The sequence below is a fragment of the Pseudomonas sp. Q11 genome (genome assembly GCF_024494355.1).
In the GTDB taxonomy this organism is placed as follows: Bacteria; Pseudomonadota; Gammaproteobacteria; order Pseudomonadales; family Pseudomonadaceae; genus Aquipseudomonas; species Aquipseudomonas hefeiensis.
In genome coordinates this window covers 100743-123754 of the sequence record NZ_JAKNQY010000005.1, presented here as the reverse complement: position 1 = coordinate 123754, position 23012 = coordinate 100743, and the positions used below count along the sequence as shown (strand labels likewise).

24 protein-coding genes and 1 other RNA gene are annotated in these 23012 nt (G+C 60.7%); 14 read left to right on the top strand and 11 right to left on the bottom strand.

What is annotated here, in order from left to right; genetic code table 11:
* Positions 1–41 precede the first annotated feature (41 nt).
* Genes ubiH through MA884_RS07735 form a run of 3 tightly spaced genes read right to left on the bottom strand, consistent with a single transcriptional unit; the run spans position 42 to position 3140 of the window.
* Positions 42–1229, bottom strand: a complete 1188-nt coding sequence (ubiH, locus tag MA884_RS07745; protein ID WP_256229874.1) for a 2-octaprenyl-6-methoxyphenyl hydroxylase — start codon at positions 1227–1229, stop codon at positions 42–44.
* Entirely contained in the window at positions 1226–2560 is a 1335-nt protein-coding gene (gene pepP / locus MA884_RS07740; protein WP_256229873.1) for a Xaa-Pro aminopeptidase, read from the bottom strand. Before pepP ends, ubiH begins: the two co-directional genes overlap by 4 nt.
* A 25-nt stretch (positions 2561–2585) precedes the next feature.
* Complete coding sequence (locus MA884_RS07735; protein ID WP_256229871.1) at positions 2586–3140, bottom strand: YecA family protein; 555 nt, start codon at positions 3138–3140, stop codon at positions 2586–2588.
* 128 nt (positions 3141–3268) lie between these two features.
* Between MA884_RS07735 and MA884_RS07730 the strand changes: the two genes are divergently transcribed.
* The 4 genes from MA884_RS07730 (at position 3269) to MA884_RS07715 (ending at position 4724) form a co-directional block, all read left to right on the top strand.
* Positions 3269–3478, top strand: a complete 210-nt coding sequence (locus MA884_RS07730; RefSeq protein ID WP_003177365.1) for a TIGR02449 family protein — start codon at positions 3269–3271, stop codon at positions 3476–3478.
* Positions 3475–3792: a cell division protein ZapA gene (locus MA884_RS07725; RefSeq protein ID WP_256229870.1), complete on the top strand. Its 318-nt coding sequence runs from the start codon at positions 3475–3477 to the stop codon at positions 3790–3792. Before MA884_RS07730 ends, MA884_RS07725 begins: the two co-directional genes overlap by 4 nt.
* Before the next feature lie 30 nt (positions 3793–3822).
* A non-coding RNA gene (gene ssrS / locus MA884_RS07720) (6S RNA) lies at positions 3823–4002 on the top strand.
* A gap of 116 nt (positions 4003–4118) precedes the next feature.
* The gene (locus MA884_RS07715) at positions 4119–4724 is read left to right on the top strand and encodes a 5-formyltetrahydrofolate cyclo-ligase (RefSeq protein WP_256229869.1); all 606 of its coding nucleotides are present in this window, start codon (positions 4119–4121) and stop codon (positions 4722–4724) included.
* Between the two features lie 36 nt (positions 4725–4760).
* On the opposite strand, the gene MA884_RS07710 is transcribed toward MA884_RS07715, so the two are convergent.
* Positions 4761–4907 carry a hypothetical protein gene (locus MA884_RS07710; protein ID WP_092395219.1) on the bottom strand — a complete coding sequence of 49 codons (147 nt, stop codon included), beginning with the start codon at positions 4905–4907 and terminating at the stop codon, positions 4761–4763.
* Between the two features lie 195 nt (positions 4908–5102).
* On the opposite strand from MA884_RS07710, the gene MA884_RS07705 reads away from it, so the two are divergent.
* The 4 genes from MA884_RS07705 to MA884_RS07690 all read left to right on the top strand — a co-directional run bounded on the left by MA884_RS07705 (position 5103) and on the right by MA884_RS07690 (position 10437).
* Positions 5103–5552, top strand: coding sequence for an EVE domain-containing protein (locus MA884_RS07705; protein WP_256229867.1), 450 nt, complete (start codon positions 5103–5105; stop codon positions 5550–5552).
* An 81-nt stretch (positions 5553–5633) separates the two neighbouring features.
* Complete coding sequence (locus tag MA884_RS07700) at positions 5634–6599, top strand: HlyD family secretion protein (protein WP_256229866.1); 966 nt, start codon at positions 5634–5636, stop codon at positions 6597–6599.
* Complete coding sequence (gene rbbA / locus MA884_RS07695; RefSeq protein ID WP_256229865.1) at positions 6596–9319, top strand: ribosome-associated ATPase/putative transporter RbbA; 2724 nt, start codon at positions 6596–6598, stop codon at positions 9317–9319. Before MA884_RS07700 ends, rbbA begins: the two co-directional genes overlap by 4 nt.
* Positions 9319–10437 carry an ABC transporter permease gene (locus MA884_RS07690; RefSeq protein ID WP_256229863.1) on the top strand — a complete coding sequence of 373 codons (1119 nt, stop codon included), beginning with the start codon at positions 9319–9321 and terminating at the stop codon, positions 10435–10437. Before rbbA ends, MA884_RS07690 begins: the two co-directional genes overlap by 1 nt.
* A gap of 65 nt (positions 10438–10502) precedes the next feature.
* Here the strand turns inward: MA884_RS07690 and MA884_RS07685 are convergent, their stop codons facing one another.
* A complete protein-coding gene (locus MA884_RS07685) occupies positions 10503–10910 on the bottom strand; it encodes a flagellar basal body-associated protein FliL (protein WP_256229862.1) in 408 nt (135 codons plus the stop codon).
* Positions 10911–11060: 150 nt separating this feature from the next.
* Between MA884_RS07685 and MA884_RS07680 the strand changes: the two genes are divergently transcribed.
* Both MA884_RS07680 and glpT read left to right on the top strand, forming a co-directional pair.
* Complete coding sequence (locus MA884_RS07680) at positions 11061–12038, top strand: NADPH:quinone oxidoreductase family protein (protein ID WP_256229861.1); 978 nt, start codon at positions 11061–11063, stop codon at positions 12036–12038.
* A gap of 268 nt (positions 12039–12306) precedes the next feature.
* Positions 12307–13656, top strand: coding sequence for a glycerol-3-phosphate transporter (gene glpT, locus MA884_RS07675; protein WP_256229860.1), 1350 nt, complete (start codon positions 12307–12309; stop codon positions 13654–13656).
* Here glpT and MA884_RS07670 read toward each other — a convergent pair.
* The 6 genes from MA884_RS07670 to MA884_RS07645 all read right to left on the bottom strand — a co-directional run bounded on the left by MA884_RS07670 (position 13632) and on the right by MA884_RS07645 (position 19860).
* Positions 13632–14303 carry a gamma-glutamylcyclotransferase gene (locus MA884_RS07670; protein WP_256229859.1) on the bottom strand — a complete coding sequence of 224 codons (672 nt, stop codon included), beginning with the start codon at positions 14301–14303 and terminating at the stop codon, positions 13632–13634. The genes glpT and MA884_RS07670 overlap by 25 nt on opposite strands.
* A gap of 341 nt (positions 14304–14644) precedes the next feature.
* Positions 14645–15613, bottom strand: coding sequence for a CDP-6-deoxy-delta-3,4-glucoseen reductase (locus MA884_RS07665; protein ID WP_256229858.1), 969 nt, complete (start codon positions 15611–15613; stop codon positions 14645–14647).
* The gene (gene ubiD / locus MA884_RS07660; RefSeq protein ID WP_256229855.1) at positions 15613–17079 is read right to left on the bottom strand and encodes a 4-hydroxy-3-polyprenylbenzoate decarboxylase; all 1467 of its coding nucleotides are present in this window, start codon (positions 17077–17079) and stop codon (positions 15613–15615) included. The genes MA884_RS07665 and ubiD overlap by 1 nt, the downstream gene beginning before the upstream one ends.
* Positions 17080–17199: 120 nt before the next feature.
* On the bottom strand, positions 17200–18459 hold the full coding sequence (gene rho / locus MA884_RS07655; protein ID WP_025216061.1) for a transcription termination factor Rho: 1260 nt from the start codon (positions 18457–18459) through the stop codon (positions 17200–17202).
* A gap of 242 nt (positions 18460–18701) precedes the next feature.
* Complete coding sequence (gene trxA, locus MA884_RS07650; protein WP_256229852.1) at positions 18702–19031, bottom strand: thioredoxin TrxA; 330 nt, start codon at positions 19029–19031, stop codon at positions 18702–18704.
* Between the two features lie 121 nt (positions 19032–19152).
* Complete coding sequence (locus MA884_RS07645) at positions 19153–19860, bottom strand: FadR/GntR family transcriptional regulator (protein ID WP_256229851.1); 708 nt, start codon at positions 19858–19860, stop codon at positions 19153–19155.
* Between the two features lie 253 nt (positions 19861–20113).
* Between MA884_RS07645 and MA884_RS07640 the strand changes: the two genes are divergently transcribed.
* From MA884_RS07640 to MA884_RS07625, 4 genes are read left to right on the top strand one after another with little or no spacing between them, the layout of a single operon-like run.
* Positions 20114–20899: a transporter substrate-binding domain-containing protein gene (locus MA884_RS07640; protein WP_256229849.1), complete on the top strand. Its 786-nt coding sequence runs from the start codon at positions 20114–20116 to the stop codon at positions 20897–20899.
* A 21-nt stretch (positions 20900–20920) separates the two neighbouring features.
* Positions 20921–21589, top strand: coding sequence for an amino acid ABC transporter permease (locus MA884_RS07635; RefSeq protein ID WP_256229847.1), 669 nt, complete (start codon positions 20921–20923; stop codon positions 21587–21589).
* A complete protein-coding gene (locus MA884_RS07630) occupies positions 21586–22236 on the top strand; it encodes an amino acid ABC transporter permease (protein ID WP_256229846.1) in 651 nt (216 codons plus the stop codon). The genes MA884_RS07635 and MA884_RS07630 overlap by 4 nt, the downstream gene beginning before the upstream one ends.
* Positions 22223–22957 (top strand): amino acid ABC transporter ATP-binding protein, encoded by a 735-nt coding sequence (locus MA884_RS07625; RefSeq protein WP_256229845.1) that lies wholly within the window; start codon positions 22223–22225, stop codon positions 22955–22957. The genes MA884_RS07630 and MA884_RS07625 overlap by 14 nt, the downstream gene beginning before the upstream one ends.
* Positions 22958–23012: the final 55 nt, after the last annotated feature.

Sequence of the window (23012 nt, the reverse complement as noted above, 5' to 3'; positions counted from 1 at the left end):
GCGACATGAGTCGCCCGTGAGAAAAATGATCAAACCAGACCTCACGCATCGGGACGCGTCCCCAGCCCCATGGCCTGGCGGGCGAACCAGCGCTTGGCCGGGGGCAGCAGGTCGAGCCCCAACAGGCCAAGATTGCGGCCCAGGGACACCAGCGGCAGGTTGCTGCTGAACAGGCGTGTGACCTGGTCGGAGAAACCCACAGTCAGGGTCTGATCCATCCGCTGACGCTCGCGATAGGCTTGCAACACGGCGAAATCTCCCGGCGCACTGTCACTGTCGAGCAAGGCTTCGGCCAGGGCCTGGGCATCGCGCAGGGACAGGTTGAACCCCTGGCCGGCAATCGGATGCAGACTGTGGGCCGCGTTGCCCAGGATCGCCAGATGCGGGCGGACCTGTTCTTCGGCTTCCACCAGCGCCAACGGATAAAGATGTCGAGCGCCAACCTGTTTCAAGGTGCCCAGGCGATAACCGAACACGCCCTGCAACTCACTGAGGAAGCTGCGCTCATCCAGAGCCGCCAGCCGTTGCGCGTCCATGCCCTGACGGGTCCAGACCAGCGCGCAACGGTTCTCCGGCAGCGGTAACAAGGCCATCGGACCGTCGTCGGTGAAGCGTTCGAAGGCCATGCCGTTGTGGGCTTCGCCGGGGGTGATGTTGGCAATCAGCGCGCTCTGACCGTAAGGGCGATTGCGCACGCCAACACCCAGCTGTTCGCGCAGCTTGGAACGACCACCGTCAGCCAGCACGGCAAGATCGCATTCCAGGGTGGTCTCGTCATCGAGCGTCAGACGATAACCGCCGACCATGGGCTCCATTCGGGTGACTTGAGCCGGACAGCGCCAACTCACCACCTCAGTGTCCAGCCCTTGCCACAGGCACTGGCCGAGCCAGGCGTTTTCCACCACGTAGCCCAGAGCAGGTACCCCTTCCTCCATGGCCGATAACCGCGCCGTGGAAAACCGTCCGCGATCGGACACATGAATCTGCTTGATCGGCTCGGCGCGACGGGAAACTTCCTGCCAGATACCCAAGCGTTGATAAATCTGCCGGGACCCGAAGGACAACGCCGAGGAACGGGCATCGTAGCTCGGCTGCCAGGCATCACCGGGGGCGAAGGGCTCGATCAGGATGATCTTCCAGCCCCGAGCCTTGGCGCCGGCCTGCAGGGCCAGGGCCAGGCTCGCGCCTACCAGGCCTCCGCCGACGATCGCCAGATTGACCCGGCTCATGCCGCATCAGCCCGGGCGGCGGCCATCAGGGCCTCGATTTCGGCGACCGTCTTGGGTACGCCGTGACTCAGGATTTCACAACCGGTCTTGGTCACTACCACGTCATCCTCGATGCGCACGCCAATGCCGCGCCATTTTTTCGCTACGTTGCGGTTGTTCGGGGCGATGTAGATACCCGGTTCCACGGTCAATGTCATGCCGACTTCCAGTACCCGCCATTCGCCGCCGACCCGGTATTCGCCAACGTCATGTACGTCCATACCCAACCAGTGGCCGGCGCGGTGCATGTAGAAGGCCCGGTGGGCTTCGCTGGCGATCAACTCGTCCACCTCGCCCTCCAGCAGGCCCAGGCGCACCAGCCCCTCGGTAATGACCCGCACTGTTGCTTCGTGGGCCTGGTTCCAGTGTTTGTCCGGCGCGATTTGGGCGAACGCCGCTTCCTGGGCGGCCAGCACCACTTCGTAGATTGCCTTCTGTTCGGGCGAAAACCTGCCGCTGACCGGCCAGGTACGGGTGATATCACTGGCGTAGCAGTCGATTTCACAACCGGCGTCGATCAACACCAGGTCGCCGTCCTTGAGCAGTGCGTCGTTCTGCTGGTAATGCAGGATGCAGCTGTTGCGACCCGCCGCGACGATCGAGCCATAGGCCGGCATTTTCGCGCCGCCCTTGCGAAACTCATAATCCAGCTCGGCCTCCAGGCTGTACTCGTACAGCCCCGCGCGCGCGGCCTGCATGGCCCGGATGTGCGCCTGGGCGGAAATCCGCGCCGCTTCGCGCATCACCTTCAGCTCTGCTGCCGATTTATACAGGCGCATGTCGTGCAACAGGTGATCCAGGGCAACGAATTCGTTCGGCGGCTGGGCGCCGAGGTGGGCCTTGGAGCGAATCACGTTGATCCACTCCATCAGGTGCCGGTCGAATTCCGGGTTGCTGCCCATGGCCGAGTACACCCGGTCACGGCCTTCGATCAGGCCGGGCAGAATGTCGTCGATGTCAGTGATGGGAAATGCATCGTCGGCGCCATAGTCACGCATCGCCCCTTCCTGGCCCGCTCGCAGGCCATCCCACAACTCCCGCTCGGCATTGCGTTCGCGGCAGAACAGGATGTATTCGCCATGGGCCCGCCCGGGCATCAGCACAATCACCGCTTGCGGCTCGGGGAAGCCGCTGAGGTATTGAAAGTCGCTGTCCTGGCGGTAAACGTGCTCGACGTCGCGGTTGCGGATCGCAACGGCGGCGGCGGGCAGGATTGCGATGCTGTTGGGTTCCATCTGCGCCATCAGGGCCTTGCGGCGACGGCTGTATTCCGATTTCGGGATATGAATCATGGGCAGACGGGGTTCCCTCTAAAAATTAATGCAAGGATGGCTTGGCGGCCGCTGCATCGGTTTTCTTGGTCTCGGTGAACAGCAGCAATGGCGCGACCCGCAGGTACTCCATCACTTCCATGTAGTCGCTTTCGCCGTCATCGGACTCTTCCAGGGCATCCTGGACCTGAGAGATCGCCGCCAGGTCTTGCAACACTTCCTTGGCCTCGTCGCTCAACGCATATTCGCGACGGGTCAGGCCGAAGCCGGCGAGGAAGCCCTGGCACCATTGGCCCAGCGCAACGGCGCGTTCGGCCAACGGGGCGTCATCGGTAGGCAGCAGCAGGACGACGGTCATGTCATCGCTGGTCAACTCACCCTTGACCATTTCCTGCAGGCCAATGAGGGCATTGCGCACGTTGTCCGCCGGCTCGCCTTCCAGCAACTCGGCGGCGTCGGCCAGCCAGCCGTCGGCATCGAAGCCGGCGCCGGCGCAACTGCGCCCGAGCAACAGGCCATGCAGTTCGGCAGGCGAGACGGGATGACCGCTGGTGCTCAGCAGGGTGGCAAACGCTTGATACGGGGAATTCTGAATGGGCATGGGCAGCTAGGCGCCAGACGGCGCTATGTCTAGAATGGAGGCCTTGTATCCTACATCGACAGACTCGCCAAGACTATCAGAGGCTGTGCGACCCTTATCCCCATCAGACACAATCTTCAGTGGACACAATGGAAGACACCGACCTGCAAGCGCTGATGGCCAGACTCGAATTGCTAATTGACCGGGTCGAGCAACTTAAGAGCCAAAACGGACTCCTATTAGCTCAGGAAAAGACCTGGCGCGAGGAACGCGCGCACCTCATTGAAAAAAACGAAATCGCCCGGCGTAAGGTCGAATCGATGATTTCGCGCCTCAAGGCCCTGGAGCAAGACTCATGAGTTCAAGCAATAGCGTTACCGTGCAGATCCTCGATAAAGAATATTCGATCATCTGCCCCCAGGAAGAGCGCAGCAACCTGGTGAGCGCCGCCCGTTACCTGGACGGCAAGATGCGCGAGATCCGCAGCAGCGGCAAAGTCATCGGCGCCGACCGCATTGCTGTAATGGCTGCCTTGAACATCACCCACGAGCTGCTGCATCGCCAGGATACGCCGGACGTGCAAGTCAGCGGCTCGACTCGTGAGCAGGTGCGCGACCTGCTCGATCGGGTGGATCTGGTACTGGCCACTGACCCGGACGTCAGCAAGAGCTGATTCGCGAGGCTGCCTGGGGTATACTTGCGTCACTCCCTGGGGTGCTTGCCAGTTGGTGATGTCCCTGAGCCGATACGCACAACCACGGGAGTTGCACGTTGGGGCCGGTGTGCATGTCCGCTTGACGGAAAGCCTTAACGCCCCCTGCAACTTCCACCTTGAACTTTCGGGTTCAAGGGCTAAGCCGACAGCGGTTCATCCGGGGAGCCTGATTCTCACAATGCCAGTCATCAAGACTGGCATTGTTGTGTCTGGTGCAGGCATTTCTGAGCGCCGTGCTTTGCGGTTACGCTGTGCTGTCGCCACCGATTGCGTGAAATATCGATATGACCGAACCCGCGCTGCTGCCCCGCCCGCAACTCCGCCGCCTGCTACGCCAGGCCCGTCGCGCCCTGACACCTGCCCAACAGCGTGAAGCTGCTCGCGGGCTCTACAGGCAACTGGCCCAGCACCCGCTGTTTCGCCGAGCAAAACACATCGCCCTGTACCTGCCCAACGACGGCGAGATCGACCCGCGCCTGCTGCTGCGCGCCGCCCAGCGCCGGGGCAAGGCCACTTATCTGCCGGTACTCAGCCCCTGGCCGCAGACCAAGATGGCCTTTCAACGCATCCGCCCCGGCGAAAAGCTGCGACCCAATCGTTTTCGTATTCTGGAGCCGCAAATGAACATCGCCCGGCAACGCAAGGTCTGGACGCTGGACCTGGTGTTATTGCCGCTGGTGGGGTTTGACGATGTGGGAGGTCGGCTGGGCATGGGCGGTGGTTTTTATGACCGCAGCCTGGCGTATCTGGCGCGCCGCAAGCAGTGGCGCAAGCCGACACTGCTGGGACTGGCCCATGAATGTCAGAAAGTCGAACGGTTGGCGCAGGCGAGCTGGGACGTGCCGCTGCGGGGAACGGTCAGCGACAGGCATTGGTATATCGCGGGGTAGATGCCGCAGGGAAACAGCGGCGTCCGGACGACCGGCTTAGCGTTTGAGCGAAGGCGCGGGTTGGGTAATTTCCATCGGTGTATCGGTCTTGCTGGCCCACAAACTCTGGGCGTATCCCGTGGTAACGACACCCAGGCCGAACAGAATGACTAAGATCCACAACAAATCCGGTTTGCGTTTCATCGATTGCCCCCCTCAAGGCATATCACACACGATGACAGCAGCGGTTTTCTTATTGGCCGTGCAGCAGCGTAAAGCTTGGAAGGCCGGCATTTTGCGGCAACCTGCATCAACACGCAAACTCTGACGTCAACCGACTGTCGGTTTGTCATAAGATCGCTGAACTTTTTTTATCATTCCCGCCCAGGAGTAGAAATCATGGCCCATTGGCTGATGAAATCCGAGCCCGACGAATTGTCCATCCAGGGGCTGGAAAAGCTCGGCCAGGCGCGATGGGACGGGGTTCGCAACTACCAGGCACGCAACTTCTTGCGGGCCATGACAGTGGGTGACTCGTTCTTCTTCTATCACTCCAGTTGCCCGGAGCCGGGTATAGCCGGTATTGGACAAATCATCCGGGCGGCCTACCCTGACCCGACGGCATTGGAACCCGACAGCCACTATTTCGACCCCAAGGCCAGCCCGGATAAAAATCCCTGGACTGCAATCGACGTGGTCCATGTCGAGACGTTTCCCCGTGTGCTGAAGCTCGACTACCTTAAGCAGCAACCCGCCCTGGCTGAAATGCCGCTGGTGCAAAGAGGCTCGCGACTGTCGGTGATGCCGGTGACGGCGCAGCAGTGGGCGGCTGTCATTGCCCTACGCTGATCCTCCATGAGTTGATGGATATCAAGCTGGGCCGGTAGCGGATCCAGCAGACTGCAATGCTACAGCCGCAGGATGCAGGACATGTCGACGAACCCTCGTACCTCTCGTTTTTTTGCCTTCGCCTTGATGGCTGTGTTGCTGGCCGCCGGCGGATTTGGCTATTGGAAGTCGCGCCAGGATCGCCTGCCGGAAGGCCTGAGCATGGGTAATGGGCGCCTGGAAGCCACCGAAGTCCAGATCGCCAGCAAGACACCCGGGCGCCTGGCCGACGTTCAGGTTGACGAAGGCGACGTCGTCAGCAAAGGCCAGCTCCTGGCGCGCATGGACACCCGAACCCTGGAGGCCCAGCGCAACCAGGCCGAAGCCGAAGTGACGCGCGCCCGGGAAAACCTGTCCGCGGCACAAGCCAATGTGCAACTGCGCCAGAGCGAACAATTGCTCGCCCACCAAGAGCTCAAACGAACCCAGGAACTGTCCAAGCGCGGGTACGCCAGTAGCCAGGTGATCGACCAACAACAAGCCCGTTTCGACACGGCTAACGCCGCAGTCAACGCTGCCCGAGCCCAGGTATCGGCAGCGGCCGCCGCCATCGCTGCGACCCAGGCGCAAGTCGCCCAACTGACCAGCGAAATCGAGGACAGCAGCCTGCGCGCGCCCATTAACGGGGTGATTCAGCTACGCCTGGCCGAGCCAGGCGAAGTGCTGGGCGCCGGTGGCCGGGTGCTGCTGATGATCGATCCGAACGACCAATACATGAACCTGTATTTGCCGGCGTCCGTGGCTGGGAAACTGGCGGTGGGCGATCAGGCGCGCCTGCTGCTCGATGCGCTGCCCGATCGACCATTGCCGGCAACGGTCAGCTTCGTCGCGGCCAAATCCCAGTTCACCCCCAAAGAAGTCGAAACCCGTGATGAACGCCAGAAACTGGTGTTCCGCGTCAAGATACGCCTGACTCGGCCCGGCGAAGTTCCCCAGGCAAAACCGGGCATGCCCGGCGCCGGTTACGTCCGTACAGCTCCCATTGACTGGCCGGCCAACTTGCAATGAGCGCCACCGTTGGCGAACCGGCATTGCACGTCAGGGGCCTTGAGCACCATTACGGCCAGCTTGCAGCCTTGAACGATATCGCTTTCAGCCTGCCCATCGGCACTCGCTGCGGCCTGATCGGCCCGGACGGGGCAGGAAAATCCAGCCTGCTGGGGCTGATTGCCGGGGTCAAGAAACTCCAGACGGGCGAGCTACAAGTACTGGGAGCGTCAATCGAGGATCGACGCCATCGCAGTACGCTTTATCGACGCATCGCCTTCATGCCCCAAGGACTGGGGGGCAATCTTTATCCTGATTTGTCGATAAGCGAGAACATCCGGTTTTTCGCCACGCTGTTCGGGCTTTCGCGGGCAGAATGCGAACAACGCATGGGCAAGCTACTGCTGGCGACCGACCTGCAGCGTTTTGCCGAACGTCCGGCAGGCAAACTGTCGGGGGGAATGAAACAAAAGCTCGGCCTGTGTTGCGCGCTGATCCACGAGCCGGACCTGCTGATTCTCGACGAACCCACCACCGGCGTGGACCCGCTGTCGCGCCGGCGCTTTTGGGAGCTGATAGAAGACGTGCGCCGGCAACGACCGCAACTGACCCTGCTGGTCGCCACGGCTTATATGGAGGAAGCCGAACAGTTCGAGCATTGCCTGATGCTCGATAATGGACGTTTGATCGCCAAGGGCTTGAGCGCCGAACTGGCAGGCATCACACCCGACGGCAAGCTCGACTCGGCCTTTACCTATTTCCAGGGTGACAGCGGCCACAACACCGAGCCGCTGACGATCCCTCCCAGGACTGACAACGCCGACATCGCTATCCAGGCCCACGACCTCACCTTGCGCTTCGGCGATTTCACCGCAGTCGACAACGTCAGCTTTGCGATCGGTCGCGGTGAGATCTTTGGCTTCCTGGGCTCCAACGGTTGCGGCAAGACCACCACCATGAAGGTGTTGACCGGGCTGATGCCCGCCAGCGAAGGCAGCGCCCGACTGTTGGGTAACCCAGTCAACGCCAAGGACCTGGCCACCCGCAAACGGGTGGGCTTCATGTCTCAGAGCTTTTCACTGTACGGCGAACTGAGCGTGCGCCAGAACCTGGCCTTGCATGCGAAGCTGTTCGATCTGCCCAAGGCCGACAGCGACGTGCGCATCGACGAGCTGATCCAGCGCTTCAATCTCCAGGGCCTCGCCGACCAACCTTGCGGCGCGCTCCCCTTGGGCCTGCGTCAGCGCTTGTCCCTCGCGGTGGCGGTGCTGCACCGTCCAGAGGTGCTGATCCTCGATGAACCGACCTCAGGCGTTGACCCGGCCGCGCGGGATGACTTTTGGCGGCTGCTGATTGAGTTGTCCCGCGAACAGGGCGTGACGATATTTCTTTCCACGCATTTCATGAACGAAGCCCAACGCTGCGACCGCATTTCGCTGATGCACGCCGGCAAAGTCCTGGCCTGCGACACCCCCGCAGCCCTACAGGCGCAGTTCAACGGCCAGACGCTGGAGGCCGCGTTCGTCACCTGCCTGGAACAAGCTCAGGGTCAGGAGCAGCAAGACACCACGCCCGTGTCCCTCGACAACACGGCCACTGCGCAGGATCGCCACGGCTTCAGCTTTGGCCGCCTGTTGGCTGTCGCCAGCCGGGAAGGCAAGGAACTGCTGCGAGACAAAGTGCGGATGGCGTTCGCCTTGCTCGGCGCCCTGTTCATGATGGTGATCTTCGGCTACGGCATCTCACTGGACGTGGAGAAACTCGCCTTCGCTGTGTTCGATCAGGATCAGAGCCCGCAAAGTCGCGCTTATCTGGAGGCTTTTCGCAGCTCCCGCTATTTCGAGGAGCAGCCGGTTATCCAGGACGCGAACGCGCTGCATCGACGCTTGCAACGTTCGGAAATCAAACTGGCCCTGCAAATCCCACCCGGCTTCGGCCGTGACCTGTATGCCGGTCGGCAACCCACCGTCGGCGCCTGGCTGGACGGCGGCATGCCGTTTCGCGCCGAAACCAGCCGCAACTATGTCCAGGCGGTACACCAGGCCAATCTCGAACAACTGGTTGAACAGAGCAGCCCGGCGCGAAACCGGCAAAGCGCAGCCAGTCTGGAGACCCGGTTTCGCTACAACCAGGACGTGGTCAGCGTGAACGCTATCGGTCCGGGCGTGATGGCGCTGATCCTCGCGTTCATTCCGGCCATGTTGACGGCCCTGGGGATCGTGCGGGAAAAGGAGCTGGGCTCGATCACCAATTTCTACGCCACGCCGCTGACCCGCCTGGAGTTCCTGCTGGGCAAACAAGCGCCCTATCTGGCCGTCAGCCTGATCAATCTGGCCCTACTGACCGCGATGAATCGCTGGCTGTTCGGCGTGCCATTCAAAGGCGGCGGCCTGACGCTGGCGTTGGGCGGGCTGCTCTACGTGCTGGCGACCACCAGCATGGGTTTATTGATCTCGGCGTTTACCCGCACCCAGATCGCCGCGATCCTCGGCACCATGATCATCACCAGCCTTCCGACGATCCAGTTCTCGGGGTTGATCGTGCCGCGCTCATCCCTGGACGGGGCCGCGTCGGTGATGGGCCAGTTGTTCCCCGCCGGTTATTTCCTGGACATCGCCGTCGGCACTTTCACCAAGGCTCTGGACCTGCGCCAGTTATGGCCGCAATGCCTGGCGCTGCTGGGATTTTTCCTGGTGTTCACCGGGCTCAGCCTGGTCATGCTGAAAAAGCAGGAGGCCTGATGCACAAGCTTTCACATATCTGGCGTCTTGGCCTCAAGGAACTGACCAGCCTGCGGTATGACTCGGTGCTGCTGCTGTTTTTGGGCTACGCGTTCACCGTGGCGATCTACATGCCGGCCGCAGGCTCGGTGATCGGCGTCCACAACGCCAGCGTGGCGGTGGTGGATGAAGACCAAAGCCATCTTTCGCGTCAGTTGACCCAGGCTCTGCAACCACCGGAATTCCAGAGTCCGGTGGCGTTGCCCTATGCCGAGCTGGACAAGGTCATGGACAGTGGCCGCTACACCTTCGTCATTAACGTGCCCGCCAACTTCCAGGCCGACCTGCTCGCCGGACGCGAGCCTGCGCTGCAACTGAACGTCGATGCCACAGCCATGAGCCAGGCATTCATGGGCGCCGGCTACATCGGACGAATTTTTCAACAGGAACTGCTGACCTACAGCGGGCAGGCGCAAGCGACCGAACAGACACCCGTAAGACTCACCACCCGATCGTTGTTCAACCCCAACCTTGAAGGCGGGTGGTTCCTGGCCGTGATCCAGATCGTCAACAACATCACGATCCTGGCCATCATCCTGACGGGCACCGCGCTGCTACGCGAGCGCGAGCATGGCACCCTCGATCACCTGCTGGTGCTACCGCTGACAGCACCGGAAATCATGCTGGCGAAAATCTGGAGCAACATGCTGGTGGTGGTGCTATGCACCTGGGCCTCGCTGGAAATCGTCGTCAAGATCGCCTTGGGCGTGCCACTTGCCGGCTCCATGCTGTTATTTCTGCTGGTGACCGCGCTCTACCTGTTCGCCAGCACCGCCCTGGGCATTTTTCTCGCCACCCTTGCCCGTTCGACGCCGCAGTTCGGCTTATTGTCGATTCCGGTCATCATTCCCATGCTGCTGTTGTCGGGTGGCAGCACGCCGCTGGACAGCATGCCGCAATGGTTGCAATGGGTGATGCAAGGGTCGCCTTCGACCCATTTCGTCAGCCTCAGCGCAGCGATCCTGTTCCGCGATGCAGGCATTGGCGTGGTATGGCCGGACTTGCTGACGCTGGCGGTAATCGGGCTTTTGTTCTTTGCCATCGCCCTGGGACGGTTTCGCAAAAGCCTGGCGTCCTGATAAAAAAGCAGCCTTCGTCAGCGCCTACCGCCCCATGGCGCTGCCGGGGCTACGATCCAGCCGATTTATTGAATGATCAGGTTATTGAACAACAGGTCATCCACCATCGGTTTGCCCGTCTCGTCGTTCATCACCTGCTGAGTCTGCTTCAAGGCTTCCTGACGGAGTTTTTCCTTGGCTTCGATATTGTTCATGGCCTCGGTGGTTTGCTGGGCGAACAGCGCCACCAATTTATTACGGATCAGCGGCTCGTTGGCCTTCACCGCCGCAACGGCGGCATCCCCTGTGACGCGCAGGGCAACATCAGCCTTGTACACCCTCAGCTTCGCCGAGCCGTCCAGGCCATAATTGCCCACGAACGGCGGGCTAAGGGTGATGTAATTGACCTTCGGTGCCTCGCCTTCTTTGGCTTCCTCGGCCATCGCTGTCACAGGCAACGACAGGGCCAGCATCAACATGATCCACGCTTTCACATTCGACTCCTCATACGGTTTGCGGCCCAGCATACCGACCCGCCGTTCAAGCACAAGCTTATGGCCGGCTATCAGGGCGGGGCATGCTCGTTGACCCGTTGACTCTCACACCTACACTTATCGGCCATCACTCCCAAAGGAATAGCCCTGATGAAAGCCGTGCTGTGCAAAGAATTCGGTCCTGCCCAATCGCTGGTGCTGGAAGACGTCGCCAGCCCCGTCGCGAAGAAGAACGAAGTGCTGCTGGACGTGCATGCCGCCGGCGTGAACTTCCCTGACACGCTGATCATCGAGGGCAAATATCAATTCAAACCACCCTTCCCGTTTTCCCCCGGTGGCGAAGCGGCGGGTGTCATCAGCGCCGTGGGTGAAAAGGTCAGCCACCTGAAGGTCGGTGACCGGGTCATGGCGCTGACCGGCTGGGGCAGTTTCGCCGAACAGGTGGCCGTGCCAGGCTACAACGTGCTGCCCATCCCCCCTTCCATGGACTTCAACACCGCCGCCGCCTTCAGCATGACCTACGGCACCTCGATGCATGCCCTCAAGCAACGGGCCAACCTGCAACCCGGTGAAACCCTGCTGGTGCTCGGTGCATCCGGCGGCGTCGGCCTGGCGGCAGTGGAGATCGGCAAGGCCATGGGGGCCCGGGTAATCGCCGCCGCCAGTAGCGCAGAGAAACTGGCCGTGGCCAAGGCTGCCGGTGCCGACGAACTGATCAACTACAGCGAAACCAGTCTCAAGGATGAAATCAAACGCCTCACCGACGGCCACGGCGCCGACGTGATTTACGACCCGGTGGGCGGCGACCTGTTTGACCAGGCCATTCGCGCCATCGCCTGGAACGGCCGGCTATTGGTGGTCGGCTTTGCCAGCGGACGCATCCCCGAGCTGCCCGTAAACCTGGCCCTGCTCAAGGGCGCCGCCGTGGTCGGCGTGTTCTGGGGTTCCTTCGCCCAACGCCAACCCCAGGACAACGCCGCCAACTTCCAGCAACTGTTCGGCTGGTTCGCCGAAGGCAAGCTCAAGCCGCTGGTCTCGCAGGTCTATCCATTGAGCAACGCCGCCCAGGCGATCAATGACCTGGGCCAGCGCAAAGCCGTGGGGAAGGTGGTGGTGCAGGTGCGCTGAAGTCACTCAAGCGGTCCGGGGGCCGGAAGCTGCGGACCGCATGACGATTGAGCCTGGCGATCAGGGCAACACGCTCGGCGCCCGGTATCTGCTGCCTTAATAAGGCAATTCCTACAGCGGCATCAGCGTATGCCTGAGCGACATGTTCATTTAAGAACATTCATCAAGGGAAATTTCCACTGTTTATGCGATGAGAAGCGATGCTATTTTCGGTAACGAAACTGTAACATTCGCATCCGCAGTCATAACAAGAATCTGGAGCCCTTGAATGTTTGCTTTCTTTCGTCCTGCCGCACATCAGGCGTCCCTGCCTGAAGAAAAAATAGACAGCACCTACCGACGCCTTCGCTGGCAGATTTTCGCCGGCATCTTCATCGGCTACGCCGGTTATTACCTGCTGCGCAAAAACTTCTCCCTGGCCATGCCATACCTGATCGACGAGGGCTACACCCGGGGTCAGTTGGGCCTGGCCATGTCGGCCATCGCCATCGCCTACGGGCTTTCGAAGTTCCTGATGGGCCTGGTGTCCGACCGTTCCAACCCGCGCTATTTCCTGCCATTCGGTTTGCTGGTCTCGGCAGGGGTGATGTTCGTTTTCGGTTTCGCGCCTTGGGCAACATCCAGCGTCACCATGATGTTCATCCTGCTGTTCATCAATGGCTGGGCCCAGGGCATGGGCTGGCCACCCAGTGGCCGGACCATGGTGCACTGGTGGTCACAGAAAGAACGCGGCGGCGTGGTGTCGGTCTGGAACGTGGCGCATAACGTCGGCGGTGGCTTGATTGGGCCGTTGTTCCTGCTGGGGATGGGCTGGTTCAATGACTGGCATGCGGCGTTTTATGTACCGGCGGCCGTGGCGCTGCTGGTGGCGCTGTTTGCCTTCGCGACCATGCGCGACACCCCGCAATCGGTGGGCCTGCCGCCCATCGAAAAATACAAGAACGATTACCCGGAAGGCTACGACGCCACTCACGAGAACGAGTTCAGCGCCAAGGAAATCTTCGTCAAGTACGTGCTGCGTAACAAAATGCTCTGGTACATCGCCATGGCAAACGTGTTTGTTTACCTGCTGCGCTACGGCGTGCTGGACTGGGCGCCCACCTACCTCAAGGAAGCCAAGGGCTTCACGGTGGATAAAACCTCCTGGGCGTACTTTTTGTATGAGTGGGCAGGCATCCCCGGCACGCTGCTGTGCGGCTGGATGTCGGACAAGATCTTCCGCGGCAACCGTGGTCTGACGGGCATGGTGTTCATGGCGATGGTGACCGTGGCGACACTGGTGTACTGGCTGAACCCGGCCGGCAACCCGACCGTGGACATGATCGCCCTGGTTTCCATTGGCTTTCTGATCTACGGCCCGGTGATGCTGATCGGCTTACAGGCGCTGGAGCTGGCGCCGAAGAAAGCCGCCGGCACCGCCGCAGGTTTCACCGGGCTGTTTGGCTACCTGGGCGGCTCGGTCGCAGCCAGTGCCGCCATGGGCTACACGGTGGACCATTTCGGCTGGGACGGTGGTTTTGTATTGCTGGTGGGCGCTTGCCTGCTGGCGATGGCATTCCTCGCGCCAACCTTGTGGCACAAGCAAATCGCCAGTCAGAGCCGCGAAGCGGTGGCCTGATCCAGGGCTGATTTGCAGCGTTTGAGCCGCGCCTCCAGATTCCGGTCTGGCATGGCGTGGCTGCGCAGGGCGTGGATGGTCTGCTCGACATAATCGCGCGTGGTGCCATAGCGCCCACAGGCGCTTTCGAATACCTGACTCAGCACATGGTCCGGCAAGTTGCCGGCATAGCTGGGCAGGTGCCGCTCCAGTACAAACCCCAAGGCCTGCACCCGACTGCCGTCTTCGAGACGGCAACTGAGCCAGTGCGGACGATAGGACGGGAACGGCATCTCGCGCTGCCAGAGGGTAAACAGCGAGTCTTCGAGATTCTCCTCCGGCAACCGGTAGGCGAACCCGCTGCACGAACCGCCGCGATCCAGGCCGAACACCAACCCCGGCAACTCCGGTGTACCCCGGTGTTCGTGAGACCACAGATACAAACCACGATGATAACCATGGACCCGGCCGCGCATCCGCTCCACCGCCGTGCATTCCGGCCGCCAGATCAACGAGCCGTAAGCGAACAACCACACCGGCCCGCCTTGGTGGAGACTCATGGTCAATTGCATCGAGGCGAGCAATTGCTCGCGAGTCAACTGCGGCCCCAGATCGAGTCGTGGCGGGTATGGGGCGCAGCAGGCAATGGCGGATTCGATAGCGGTCATGGCCGGTAGCGGTTGGCTCCTCGCGGGTCGGAAAGTGAATTGGGGGACGTCATGGGGTTGACGTTCACGGGGATCAAGGCAAGTTAAATGCCATCCACGCTCTATATACGTTATCGGTATCTAGTCTAGAGAATAAATATCGAAACGAAATATACGAAGTTATATCGACGGAAAAGGTGGGATTCACCTCTTGTGGCGAGGGAGCTTGCTCCCGCTTGAGTGCGCAGCGCTCATCGCTTTTTTGGGGCCGCTGCGCGACCCAGCGGGAGCAAGCTCCCTCGCCACAAAAGCGTACGATCCAGATCACAACATCGCATGAATCAACTTGGGCGCAATCGCTATCAGGCCCGCGGCGCATAGGCGAACACGTCGGCGCGCATTTGGTGGGCGTCCATTCCGGCTTCTACCAAGGCATCGAGCGTGGCATAGATCATGGCCGGCGAGCCGCTGGCGTAGACGTACACATCCTTGAGATTGCTGATGTCTTCGCACACAGCTTCGTGAAGCATCCCGCAGCGACCTCCCCAGCCGCACAGGTCGCTGACGACTTTGTGCAGATAAAGGTTCGGCAGTTTTTTCCACTCATCCCAATGCTCGATTTCATAGAAATCTTCCGGACGCCGCACGCCCCAATACAGATGCACCGGGTGCTTGAAACCCGCTGCGCGACAATGTTCGATCAGACTGTGCATCTGCGCCATGCCGGTACCGGCGGCAATCAACACCAGTGGGCCCTCCGGCAACTCGGACAAATGGGTGTCGCCAAAGGGCATTTCGATGCGCACATTGGGGTTACGCTGAAGTTGTTCCAACAGCGTCTGCGCACTGTTTTCGCGCACCAATACATGCAATTGCAGCTCGCGCCCCGAATGCGGCGCCGAGGCCAGGGAAAACGCGGATTTCTCGCCATTCTCCCGCTCGATCATCAGGTACTGCCCTGCGTGATAGCGCGGCGGCTTGCCCGCCGGCGCGCGCAAGCGTACTCGCCAGACATCACCGCCCACGTCGGCGCACTCGGTGACCTGACACGCCAGGCTGCGCACCGGCAACTCGCCCGGTGACAGCACGCCATCCCACAACACCACGCAGTCCTCCAGGGGCTCGGCAATGCAGGTGAAAATCTCACCGTGATCACGCACTTCGCCCGCCTGCTCCACGCGGCCTTCCACTAACAGCGCACCACAGACATGGCAGTTGCCATTGCGGCAGCTTTGCGGGCACTCGTAGCCCAGGCGTCGCGCGCCATCGAGAATCCGCTCGGCGGGCCGGATATCCAACACCGCCCCGGAAGGCTGCAAGGTTACACGCATCAATCTATTCCTAACTGATTCCAAATGGCATCGATCCGTTGGGTAACGGCTTCATCCTTGACGATAACCCGGCCCCATTCACGGGTGGTTTCACCGGGCCATTTATGCGTGGCATCGAGCCCCATCTTCGACCCCAGGCCGGACACCGGCGAGGCGAAGTCGAGATAATCGATCGGCGTATTCTCGATCATCACCGTGTCACGCTTGGGATCCATGCGCGTGGTGATGGCCCAGATCACGTCGTTCCAGTCCCGTGCGTTGATATCGTCGTCAGTGACGATAACGAACTTGGTGTACATGAACTGTCGCAAAAACGACCAGACCCCAAGCATGACCCGCTTGGCATGCCCTGGGTACGACTTCTTCATGGTCACGATGGCCATGCGGTACGAGCAGCCTTCCGGCGGCAGGTAGAAGTCGGTGATTTCAGGAAATTGCTTCTGCAGTATCGGCACGAACACTTCATTCAGTGCCACCCCGAGAATGGCCGGCTCATCAGGCGGACGGCCGGTGTAGGTGCTGTGATAAATCGGCTTGATCCGATGGGTAATGCGCTCGACGGTGAACACCGGGAAGCTGTCGACTTCGTTGTAGTAACCGGTGTGGTCGCCGTACGGGCCTTCGTCGGCCATTTCGCCGGGATGGATCACGCCTTCGAGAATGATCTCGGCGGTGGCCGGGACTTGCAGATCGTTGCCACGGCATTTCACCAGTTCGGTGCGGTTGCCACGCAACAGGCCGGCGAAAGCATATTCGGAGAGACTGTCAGGCACTGGCGTGACGGCGCCGAGGATGGTCGCCGGGTCCGCACCCAGGGCCACGGACACGGGGAACGGCTGACCGGGGTGTTTCTCACACCACTCGCGGTAGTCCAGCGCACCACCACGGTGGCTCAGCCAGCGCATGATGACCTTGTTGCGTCCAATGACCTGCTGACGATAGATACCGAGGTTCTGGCGATCCTTGTTCGGACCTTTGGTGACGGTCAGGCCCCAGGTAATCAGCGGCCCCACATCACCCGGCCAGCAGGTCTGCACCGGCAGCATCGCCAGGTCGACATCGTCGCCCTCGATCACCACTTCCTGGCAGATCGCGTCCTTGACGACTTTCGGTGCCATGGAAATGATCTTGCGGAAAATCGGCAGCTTGGACCACGCATCCTTCAGGCCTTTGGGCGGCTCAGGCTCCTTGAGAAACGCCAGCAGCTTGCCGATCTCCCGCAATTCGCTGACGGCTTCGGCGCCCATGCCCAAGGCCACGCGCTCCGGCGTGCCGAACAGGTTGCCCAGCACCGGGATGTCATAACCGGTCGGGTTTTCAAACAACAGCGCCGGGCCTTTTGCGCGCAGGGTACGGTCGCAGACCTCGGTCATTTCCAGTACGGGGGACACCGGCACCTGGATGCGCTTGAGTTCGCCGCGCTGTTCCAGACCGCTGATAAAGTCGCGCAAGTCGCGATACTGCATGCAAAAGCCTCATGGTAGCCGTGGCGTTCGGGGGCCCGAGTTTAACGCCGCCCGTTCTAAATAGTGAATGCACGGATAGCAAAAAGCCGGGTTTCCCCGGCTCTTGCTGGCCTGTTCGATTTACTTGCGTTTCATCGACAGGAAGAACTCATCGTTGGTCTTGGTCTGCTTCAACTTGTCGACCAGGAACTCGATGGCAGCGACTTCATCCATAGGATGCAGGAGCTTGCGCAGGATCCACATGCGCTGCAGTTCGTCGTCGGCGGTCAGCAACTCTTCGCGGCGGGTGCCGGAACGGTTGATGTTGATGGCCGGGAAGACGCGCTTCTCAGCGATCTTGCGATCCAGAGGCAGCTCCATGTTGCCGGTGCCTTTGAATTCCTCGTAGATCACTTCGTCCATTTTCGAGCCGGTTTCAACCAGCGCGGTGGCGATGATGGTCAGCGAGCCGCCTTCTTCGATGTTGCGCGCGGCGCCGAAGAAACGTTTCGGTTTCTCCAGGGCGTGAGCATCGACACCACCGGTCAGCACCTTGCCAGAGCTCGGGATCACGGTGTTGTAGGCACGGGCCAGACGGGTGATGGAGTCCAGCAGGATCACCACGTCTTTCTTGTGTTCGACCAGGCGCTTGGCCTTCTCGATCACCATCTCGGCAACCTGCACGTGGCGGGTCGGCGGCTCGTCGAACGTGGAGGCAACCACTTCGCCGCGCACGGTGCGCTGCATCTCGGTCACTTCTTCCGGACGCTCGTCGATCAGCAGCACGATCAGATGAACTTCAGGGTTGTTCCGGGCAATGTTCGCTGCAATGTTCTGCAGCATGATCGTCTTGCCCGCTTTCGGCGGCGCCACGATCAGACCGCGCTGGCCCTTGCCGATAGGTGCACACAGGTCGATGACCCGACCGGTGAGGTCTTCGGTGGAACCGTTACCGGCTTCCATCTTCATGCGCACGGTCGGGAACAGCGGAGTCAGGTTCTCGAAGAGAATCTTGTTCTTCGCGTTTTCCGGGCGGTCGAAGTTGATCGTGTCGACCTTGAGCAGTGCGAAGTAACGCTCGCCTTCTTTCGGAGGACGGATCTTGCCAACGATGGTGTCACCGGTGCGCAAGTTGAAACGACGGATCTGGCTCGGCGAGACGTAGATATCGTCTGGGCCGGCGAGATAGGAAGCGTCTGCGGAGCGGAGAAAGCCGAAGCCGTCCTGGAGAATCTCCAGCACGCCATCACCGGAGATTTCCTCGCCGCTTTTCGCGTGCTTTTTGAGCAGGGAGAAAATCACGTCCTGCTTGCGCGAACGGGCCATATTTTCTATGCCCATCTGTTCGGCCAATTCGAGCAGTTCGGTAATCGGCTTTTGCTTGAGTTCAGTCAGATTCATATAGGAATGACGTAATCATTTATGGAGGGGGGAAATTAAGCTTTTGGCTTAATGAGGCCGCGCCGCGGAGAAGGCGACAGGATCGCGTACTTATTCGAAAGGAGTGCGTCGGCGACGGCTTGCAGGGGGCAAAGGAGAAACCAGTGCGGGGCCGAATGTAACACCTGGGTTTGCGAGCGTCTAGCCCCGAGTAACGAAAAAAGCCCCGCGATTAGCGGGGCTTTTTCAGCAGCATTCGGCGCTTAGATGTTGGCGTCGAGGAAAGCAGCCAGTTGCGACTTCGAGAGTGCACCCACCTTGGTGGCTTCGACGTTGCCGTTCTTGAACAACATCAGCGTCGGGATACCACGCACGCCATACTTGGGCGGAGTTTCCTGGTTCTCGTCGATGTTCAGCTTGGCAACGGTCAACTTACCTTCGTAAGTCTTGGCGATTTCGTCCAGGACCGGGGCGATCATCTTGCACGGACCGCACCACTCTGCCCAATAGTCGACCAATACCGCGCCTTCGGACTTAAGTACTTCTTCGTCGAAGCTAGCGTCGGTAACGTGTTTGATCAGATCGCTGCTCATTGAAATCTCCGGGATTGTCAGCAAAAAAACGTGGCCCATCATAGCCGCCCTTCCACGCTTCAGGAAGCTTGAGTTGATTGAGTCTCGCTATGGCGTCAGATGTATTTGGGTATAGCTCAAGTCAAGTGTTCACGGGCGCGACAAAGGAGATCCCAGTACGCAGTGCAGCATTACGTACATGTTCTTGCATGGCTTTTTGCGCAGCGCCCGAGGCGCGACGGGCCAGCGCCCGAAGGATTTTGCGATGTTCTTGCCAGGTTTCCATCGCCCGCTCTGCTCGGATGAACGGTAGTTTCTGGCTTTCCAGGAAAATGTCGGCGCTGGCGGTAAGAATGCTCAGCATCGCCTGGTTGCCGCTGGCCTGCAGGATGCGCCGATGGAACTCGAAGTCCAGCCGCGCCGCTGCGTCGAAATCCCCTGACTTCAGTTCCCGGCGCATGGCCTCGACGTTGTCCTCCAGTGTGTCGAGTTCATCGGCGCTCAACGTCACTGCCGCCAACCCGGCCGCGAAACCTTCCAGGGCATAACGCAACTGGAAGATATCCACCGGCGAAGCCTGGGCCGCGAATGGCCAGCCCGGGGCCAGTTCGCTGCGCGAAACCTCCACCGACGACTGCACGAACACACCCTTGCCCGGCTGGACGCTGATGACTCCCAGTGCGCTCAACGATGAAAGCGCCTCACGCAGCGAGGCTCGACTCACCCCCAATTGCAACGCCAGGTCCCGTTGCGACGGCAGCGCATCCCCGGGAGCGAAGCCTTCATCGACGATCAGTTTGCGGATGGCTTGCAGCGCCACTGCGGGTACCGCGCGCGAGATGGAATTCATGGTTTTTCAGACGAACCGGGCCAGTGAGCGACCAGTTGTAAAGCTATTCGTCGCGCCCGGCAAGTCGTGCTCCAGTTGGGTTCGACGGCAAATACCAACGCTCGATAACGGTGCGAAACGCGGCGCAACTGTTCAGACCAGTAAGACCTCACCTCACCAGTAAAACCGTGGCTTGGGCAGATTAAAAACCAGCTTGGCATGGCCTGTGCTCTGTCCGAACGCAGAAATCACATCACCGATGCGGAGATTCGCCATGATTAAGCGTTACAGCGCCCTGCTTACCGCCCTGTTCGCCAGCCTGATGCTCGCTCATCTGCCCGCTCAAGCGGACGGCCTGGAAGACGTGGTCAAGCGTGGCACCCTCAAGGTCGCAGTCCCCCAGGACTTCCCGCCGTTCGGCTCGGTAGGCCCGGACATGAAGCCGCGCGGCCTGGACATCGACACCGCGAAACTGCTGGCCGATCAGCTCAAGGTCAAGCTTGAACTGACGCCCGTCAACAGCACCAATCGCATTCCGTTCCTGACCACCGGCAAGGTCGACCTGGTGATCTCCAGCCTGGGCAAAAACCCCGAGCGTGAAAAAGTCATCGACTTCTCCAATGCCTACGCGCCGTTCTACCTCGCTGTATTCGGCCCGCCCGACGCCGCCATCAATGGCCTGGACGACCTCAAGGGCAAGACCATCAGCGTCACCCGTGGCTCCATCGAAGACATCGAGCTGACCAAGGTCGCTCCCCAAGGCGCCACGATCAAACGCTTTGAAGACAACAACTCGACCATCGCCGCCTACCTGGCCGGTCAGGTGGACCTGATCGCCAGCGGCAACGTGGTCATGGTCGCGATCAGCGAACGCAACCCCAAGCGTGTCCCGGCGCTGAAAGTAAAACTCAAGGATTCGCCTGTGTACGTGGGCGTGAACAAGAACGAGCCGGCGTTGCTGGACAAGGTCAACCAGATCCTGGCCACCGCCAAAACCGATGGCAGCCTGGAGAAAAACTCCCAGACCTGGCTCAAGCAGCCGCTGCCGGCCGATCTCTGACCGTCGCCTGAGAGGTTGAGCATGGCTTATCAGTTCGATTTTATGCCGGTGGTGCACAACACCGACCTGCTGTTACGCGGTGCCTTGTTCACCTTGGAGTTGACGGCCATCGGCGCGCTGCTCGGGGTTGGCCTGGGTATCGTCGGTGCGGTGGTGCGGGCGTGGCATATTCGTCCGTTCGCGGCGATCTTCGGCGTGTACGTGGAGCTGATCCGCAACACGCCATTCCTGGTGCAACTGTTTTTCATTTTCTTCGGCCTGCCGTCCCTGGGCTTGCAGATCTCCGAATGGCAGGCAGCGGTACTGGCAATGGTGATCAACCTCGGCGCGTATTCCACCGAGATCATCCGCGCCGGCATCCAGGCCATCCCGCGCGGGCAACTGGAAGCCGCCGCGGCCCTGGCGATGAGTCGCTTCGAAGCCTTCCGTCATGTGGTGCTGCTGCCGGCGCTGGGCAAGGTCTGGCCGGCCCTGACCAGCCAGATCATCATCGTGATGCTCGGCTCGGCGGTCTGTTCACAAATCGCTACCGAAGAGCTGAGCTTTGCTGCCAACTTCATTCAGTCGCGCAACTTCCGCGCCTTCGAGACCTATGCGCTGACCACGCTGATCTACTTGTGCATGGCGCTGTTGATCCGCCAATTCCTGAATTGGGTGGGTCGCCGCTACATTGCCAGGAGCAGCCAATGAGCGATTTCACGTTCTGGGACGTGGTGCGCAACCTGCTCACGGGCCTGCAATGGACCCTGGCATTGTCGCTGGTGGCGTTTATCGGGGGCGGCGTGATCGGCTTGCTGGTGATGGTGCTGCGCATCTCCAAAAGCGCCCTGCCCCGCAACATTGCTCGCACCTACATCGAGCTGTTCCAGGGCACGCCGCTGCTGATGCAGCTGTTTCTGGTGTTCTTCGGCGTGGCCCTGGCCGGGGTGGAAATCTCCCCATGGATGGCAGCGGCAATCGCCTTGACGCTGTTTACCAGTGCCTATCTGGCGGAGATCTGGCGCGGTTGCGTCGAAGCGATCCCCAACGGCCAGTGGGAGGCCTCCTCGAGCCTGGCCCTCAACCCATTGGAGCAGTTGCGCTACGTGATCCTGCCCCAGGCCTTGCGCATCGCCGTGGCGCCGACCGTGGGATTTTCGGTGCAAGTGGTCAAGGGCACGGCAGTGACCTCGATCATTGGCTTTACCGAACTGACCAAGACCGGCGGCATGCTCGCCAACGCCACGTTCGAGCCGTTCATGGTGTACGGCCTGGTGGCCCTTGGTTACTTCCTGCTCTGCTACCCCTTGTCCCTCAGTGCGCGCTACCTGGAAAGGAGACTGCATGCCTCTGCTTAGAATTTCCGCCCTGCATAAATACTACGGCGATCACCATGTCCTCAAAGGCATCGACCTGAGCATCGAGGAAGGCCAGGTCGTGGCGATCATCGGTCGCAGCGGCTCGGGTAAATCCACCCTGCTGCGCACCCTCAATGGTCTGGAGTCGATCAACGACGGCGTGATTGAAGTCGACGGTGAATACCTCGACGCCGCCCGCGCCGACCTGCGCAGCCTGCGCCAGAAAGTCGGAATGGTGTTCCAGCAATTCAACCTGTTCCCGCACCTGAGCGTCGGTGAGAACGTGATGCTCGCGCCGCAGGTTGTTCAAAAAGTACCCAAGGCCAAGGCGGCTGAACTGGCGCGACAGATGCTGGAACGGGTTGGGCTTGGCGAGAAATTCGATGCCTTCCCGGACCGCTTGTCCGGTGGTCAGCAGCAACGGGTGGCGATTGCCCGCGCGCTGGCCATGTCACCCAAAGTGTTGCTGTGCGACGAAATCACCTCGGCCCTGGATCCGGAACTGGTCAATGAAGTGCTCGGCGTGGTGCGACAGTTGGCCAAGGACGGCATGACCCTGATCATGGTCACCCACGAAATGCGTTTCGCCCGTGAAGTGGGCGACAAGCTGGTGTTCATGCACCAGGGCAAGGTGCATGAGACGGGGGACCCCAAGGTGTTGTTCGCCAATCCGCAGACGGCGGAGCTGGCGAATTTTATCGGGACAGTTGAACACGCCTGATCTTTGCTGCTTTAAAGAGGCTCCTGTGGCGAGGGAGCTTGCTCCCGCTCGGCTG

Bases quoted from the DNA above. Each gene is read 5' to 3' on its own strand.
- ubiH (WP_256229874.1), bottom strand. From the start codon at position 1,229: ATGAGCCGGGTCAATCTGGCGATCGTCGGCGGAGGCCTGGTAGGCGCG.
- pepP (WP_256229873.1), bottom strand. From the start codon at position 2,560: ATGATTCATATCCCGAAATCGGAATACAGCCGTCGCCGCAAGGCCCTG.
- MA884_RS07735 (WP_256229871.1), bottom strand. From the start codon at position 3,140: ATGCCCATTCAGAATTCCCCGTATCAAGCGTTTGCCACCCTGCTGAGC.
- MA884_RS07730 (WP_003177365.1), top strand. From the start codon at position 3,269: ATGGAAGACACCGACCTGCAAGCGCTGATGGCCAGACTCGAATTGCTA.
- MA884_RS07725 (WP_256229870.1), top strand. From the start codon at position 3,475: ATGAGTTCAAGCAATAGCGTTACCGTGCAGATCCTCGATAAAGAATAT.
- MA884_RS07715 (WP_256229869.1), top strand. From the start codon at position 4,119: ATGACCGAACCCGCGCTGCTGCCCCGCCCGCAACTCCGCCGCCTGCTA.
- MA884_RS07710 (WP_092395219.1), bottom strand. From the start codon at position 4,907: ATGAAACGCAAACCGGATTTGTTGTGGATCTTAGTCATTCTGTTCGGC.
- MA884_RS07705 (WP_256229867.1), top strand. From the start codon at position 5,103: ATGGCCCATTGGCTGATGAAATCCGAGCCCGACGAATTGTCCATCCAG.
- MA884_RS07700 (WP_256229866.1), top strand. From the start codon at position 5,634: ATGTCGACGAACCCTCGTACCTCTCGTTTTTTTGCCTTCGCCTTGATG.
- rbbA (WP_256229865.1), top strand. From the start codon at position 6,596: ATGAGCGCCACCGTTGGCGAACCGGCATTGCACGTCAGGGGCCTTGAG.
- MA884_RS07690 (WP_256229863.1), top strand. From the start codon at position 9,319: ATGCACAAGCTTTCACATATCTGGCGTCTTGGCCTCAAGGAACTGACC.
- MA884_RS07680 (WP_256229861.1), top strand. From the start codon at position 11,061: ATGAAAGCCGTGCTGTGCAAAGAATTCGGTCCTGCCCAATCGCTGGTG.
- glpT (WP_256229860.1), top strand. From the start codon at position 12,307: ATGTTTGCTTTCTTTCGTCCTGCCGCACATCAGGCGTCCCTGCCTGAA.
- MA884_RS07670 (WP_256229859.1), bottom strand. From the start codon at position 14,303: ATGACCGCTATCGAATCCGCCATTGCCTGCTGCGCCCCATACCCGCCA.
- MA884_RS07665 (WP_256229858.1), bottom strand. From the start codon at position 15,613: ATGCGTGTAACCTTGCAGCCTTCCGGGGCGGTGTTGGATATCCGGCCC.
- ubiD (WP_256229855.1), bottom strand. From the start codon at position 17,079: ATGCAGTATCGCGACTTGCGCGACTTTATCAGCGGTCTGGAACAGCGC.
- rho (WP_025216061.1), bottom strand. From the start codon at position 18,459: ATGAATCTGACTGAACTCAAGCAAAAGCCGATTACCGAACTGCTCGAA.
- trxA (WP_256229852.1), bottom strand. From the start codon at position 19,031: ATGAGCAGCGATCTGATCAAACACGTTACCGACGCTAGCTTCGACGAA.
- MA884_RS07645 (WP_256229851.1), bottom strand. From the start codon at position 19,860: ATGAATTCCATCTCGCGCGCGGTACCCGCAGTGGCGCTGCAAGCCATC.
- MA884_RS07640 (WP_256229849.1), top strand. From the start codon at position 20,114: ATGATTAAGCGTTACAGCGCCCTGCTTACCGCCCTGTTCGCCAGCCTG.
- MA884_RS07635 (WP_256229847.1), top strand. From the start codon at position 20,921: ATGGCTTATCAGTTCGATTTTATGCCGGTGGTGCACAACACCGACCTG.
- MA884_RS07630 (WP_256229846.1), top strand. From the start codon at position 21,586: ATGAGCGATTTCACGTTCTGGGACGTGGTGCGCAACCTGCTCACGGGC.
- MA884_RS07625 (WP_256229845.1), top strand. From the start codon at position 22,223: ATGCCTCTGCTTAGAATTTCCGCCCTGCATAAATACTACGGCGATCAC.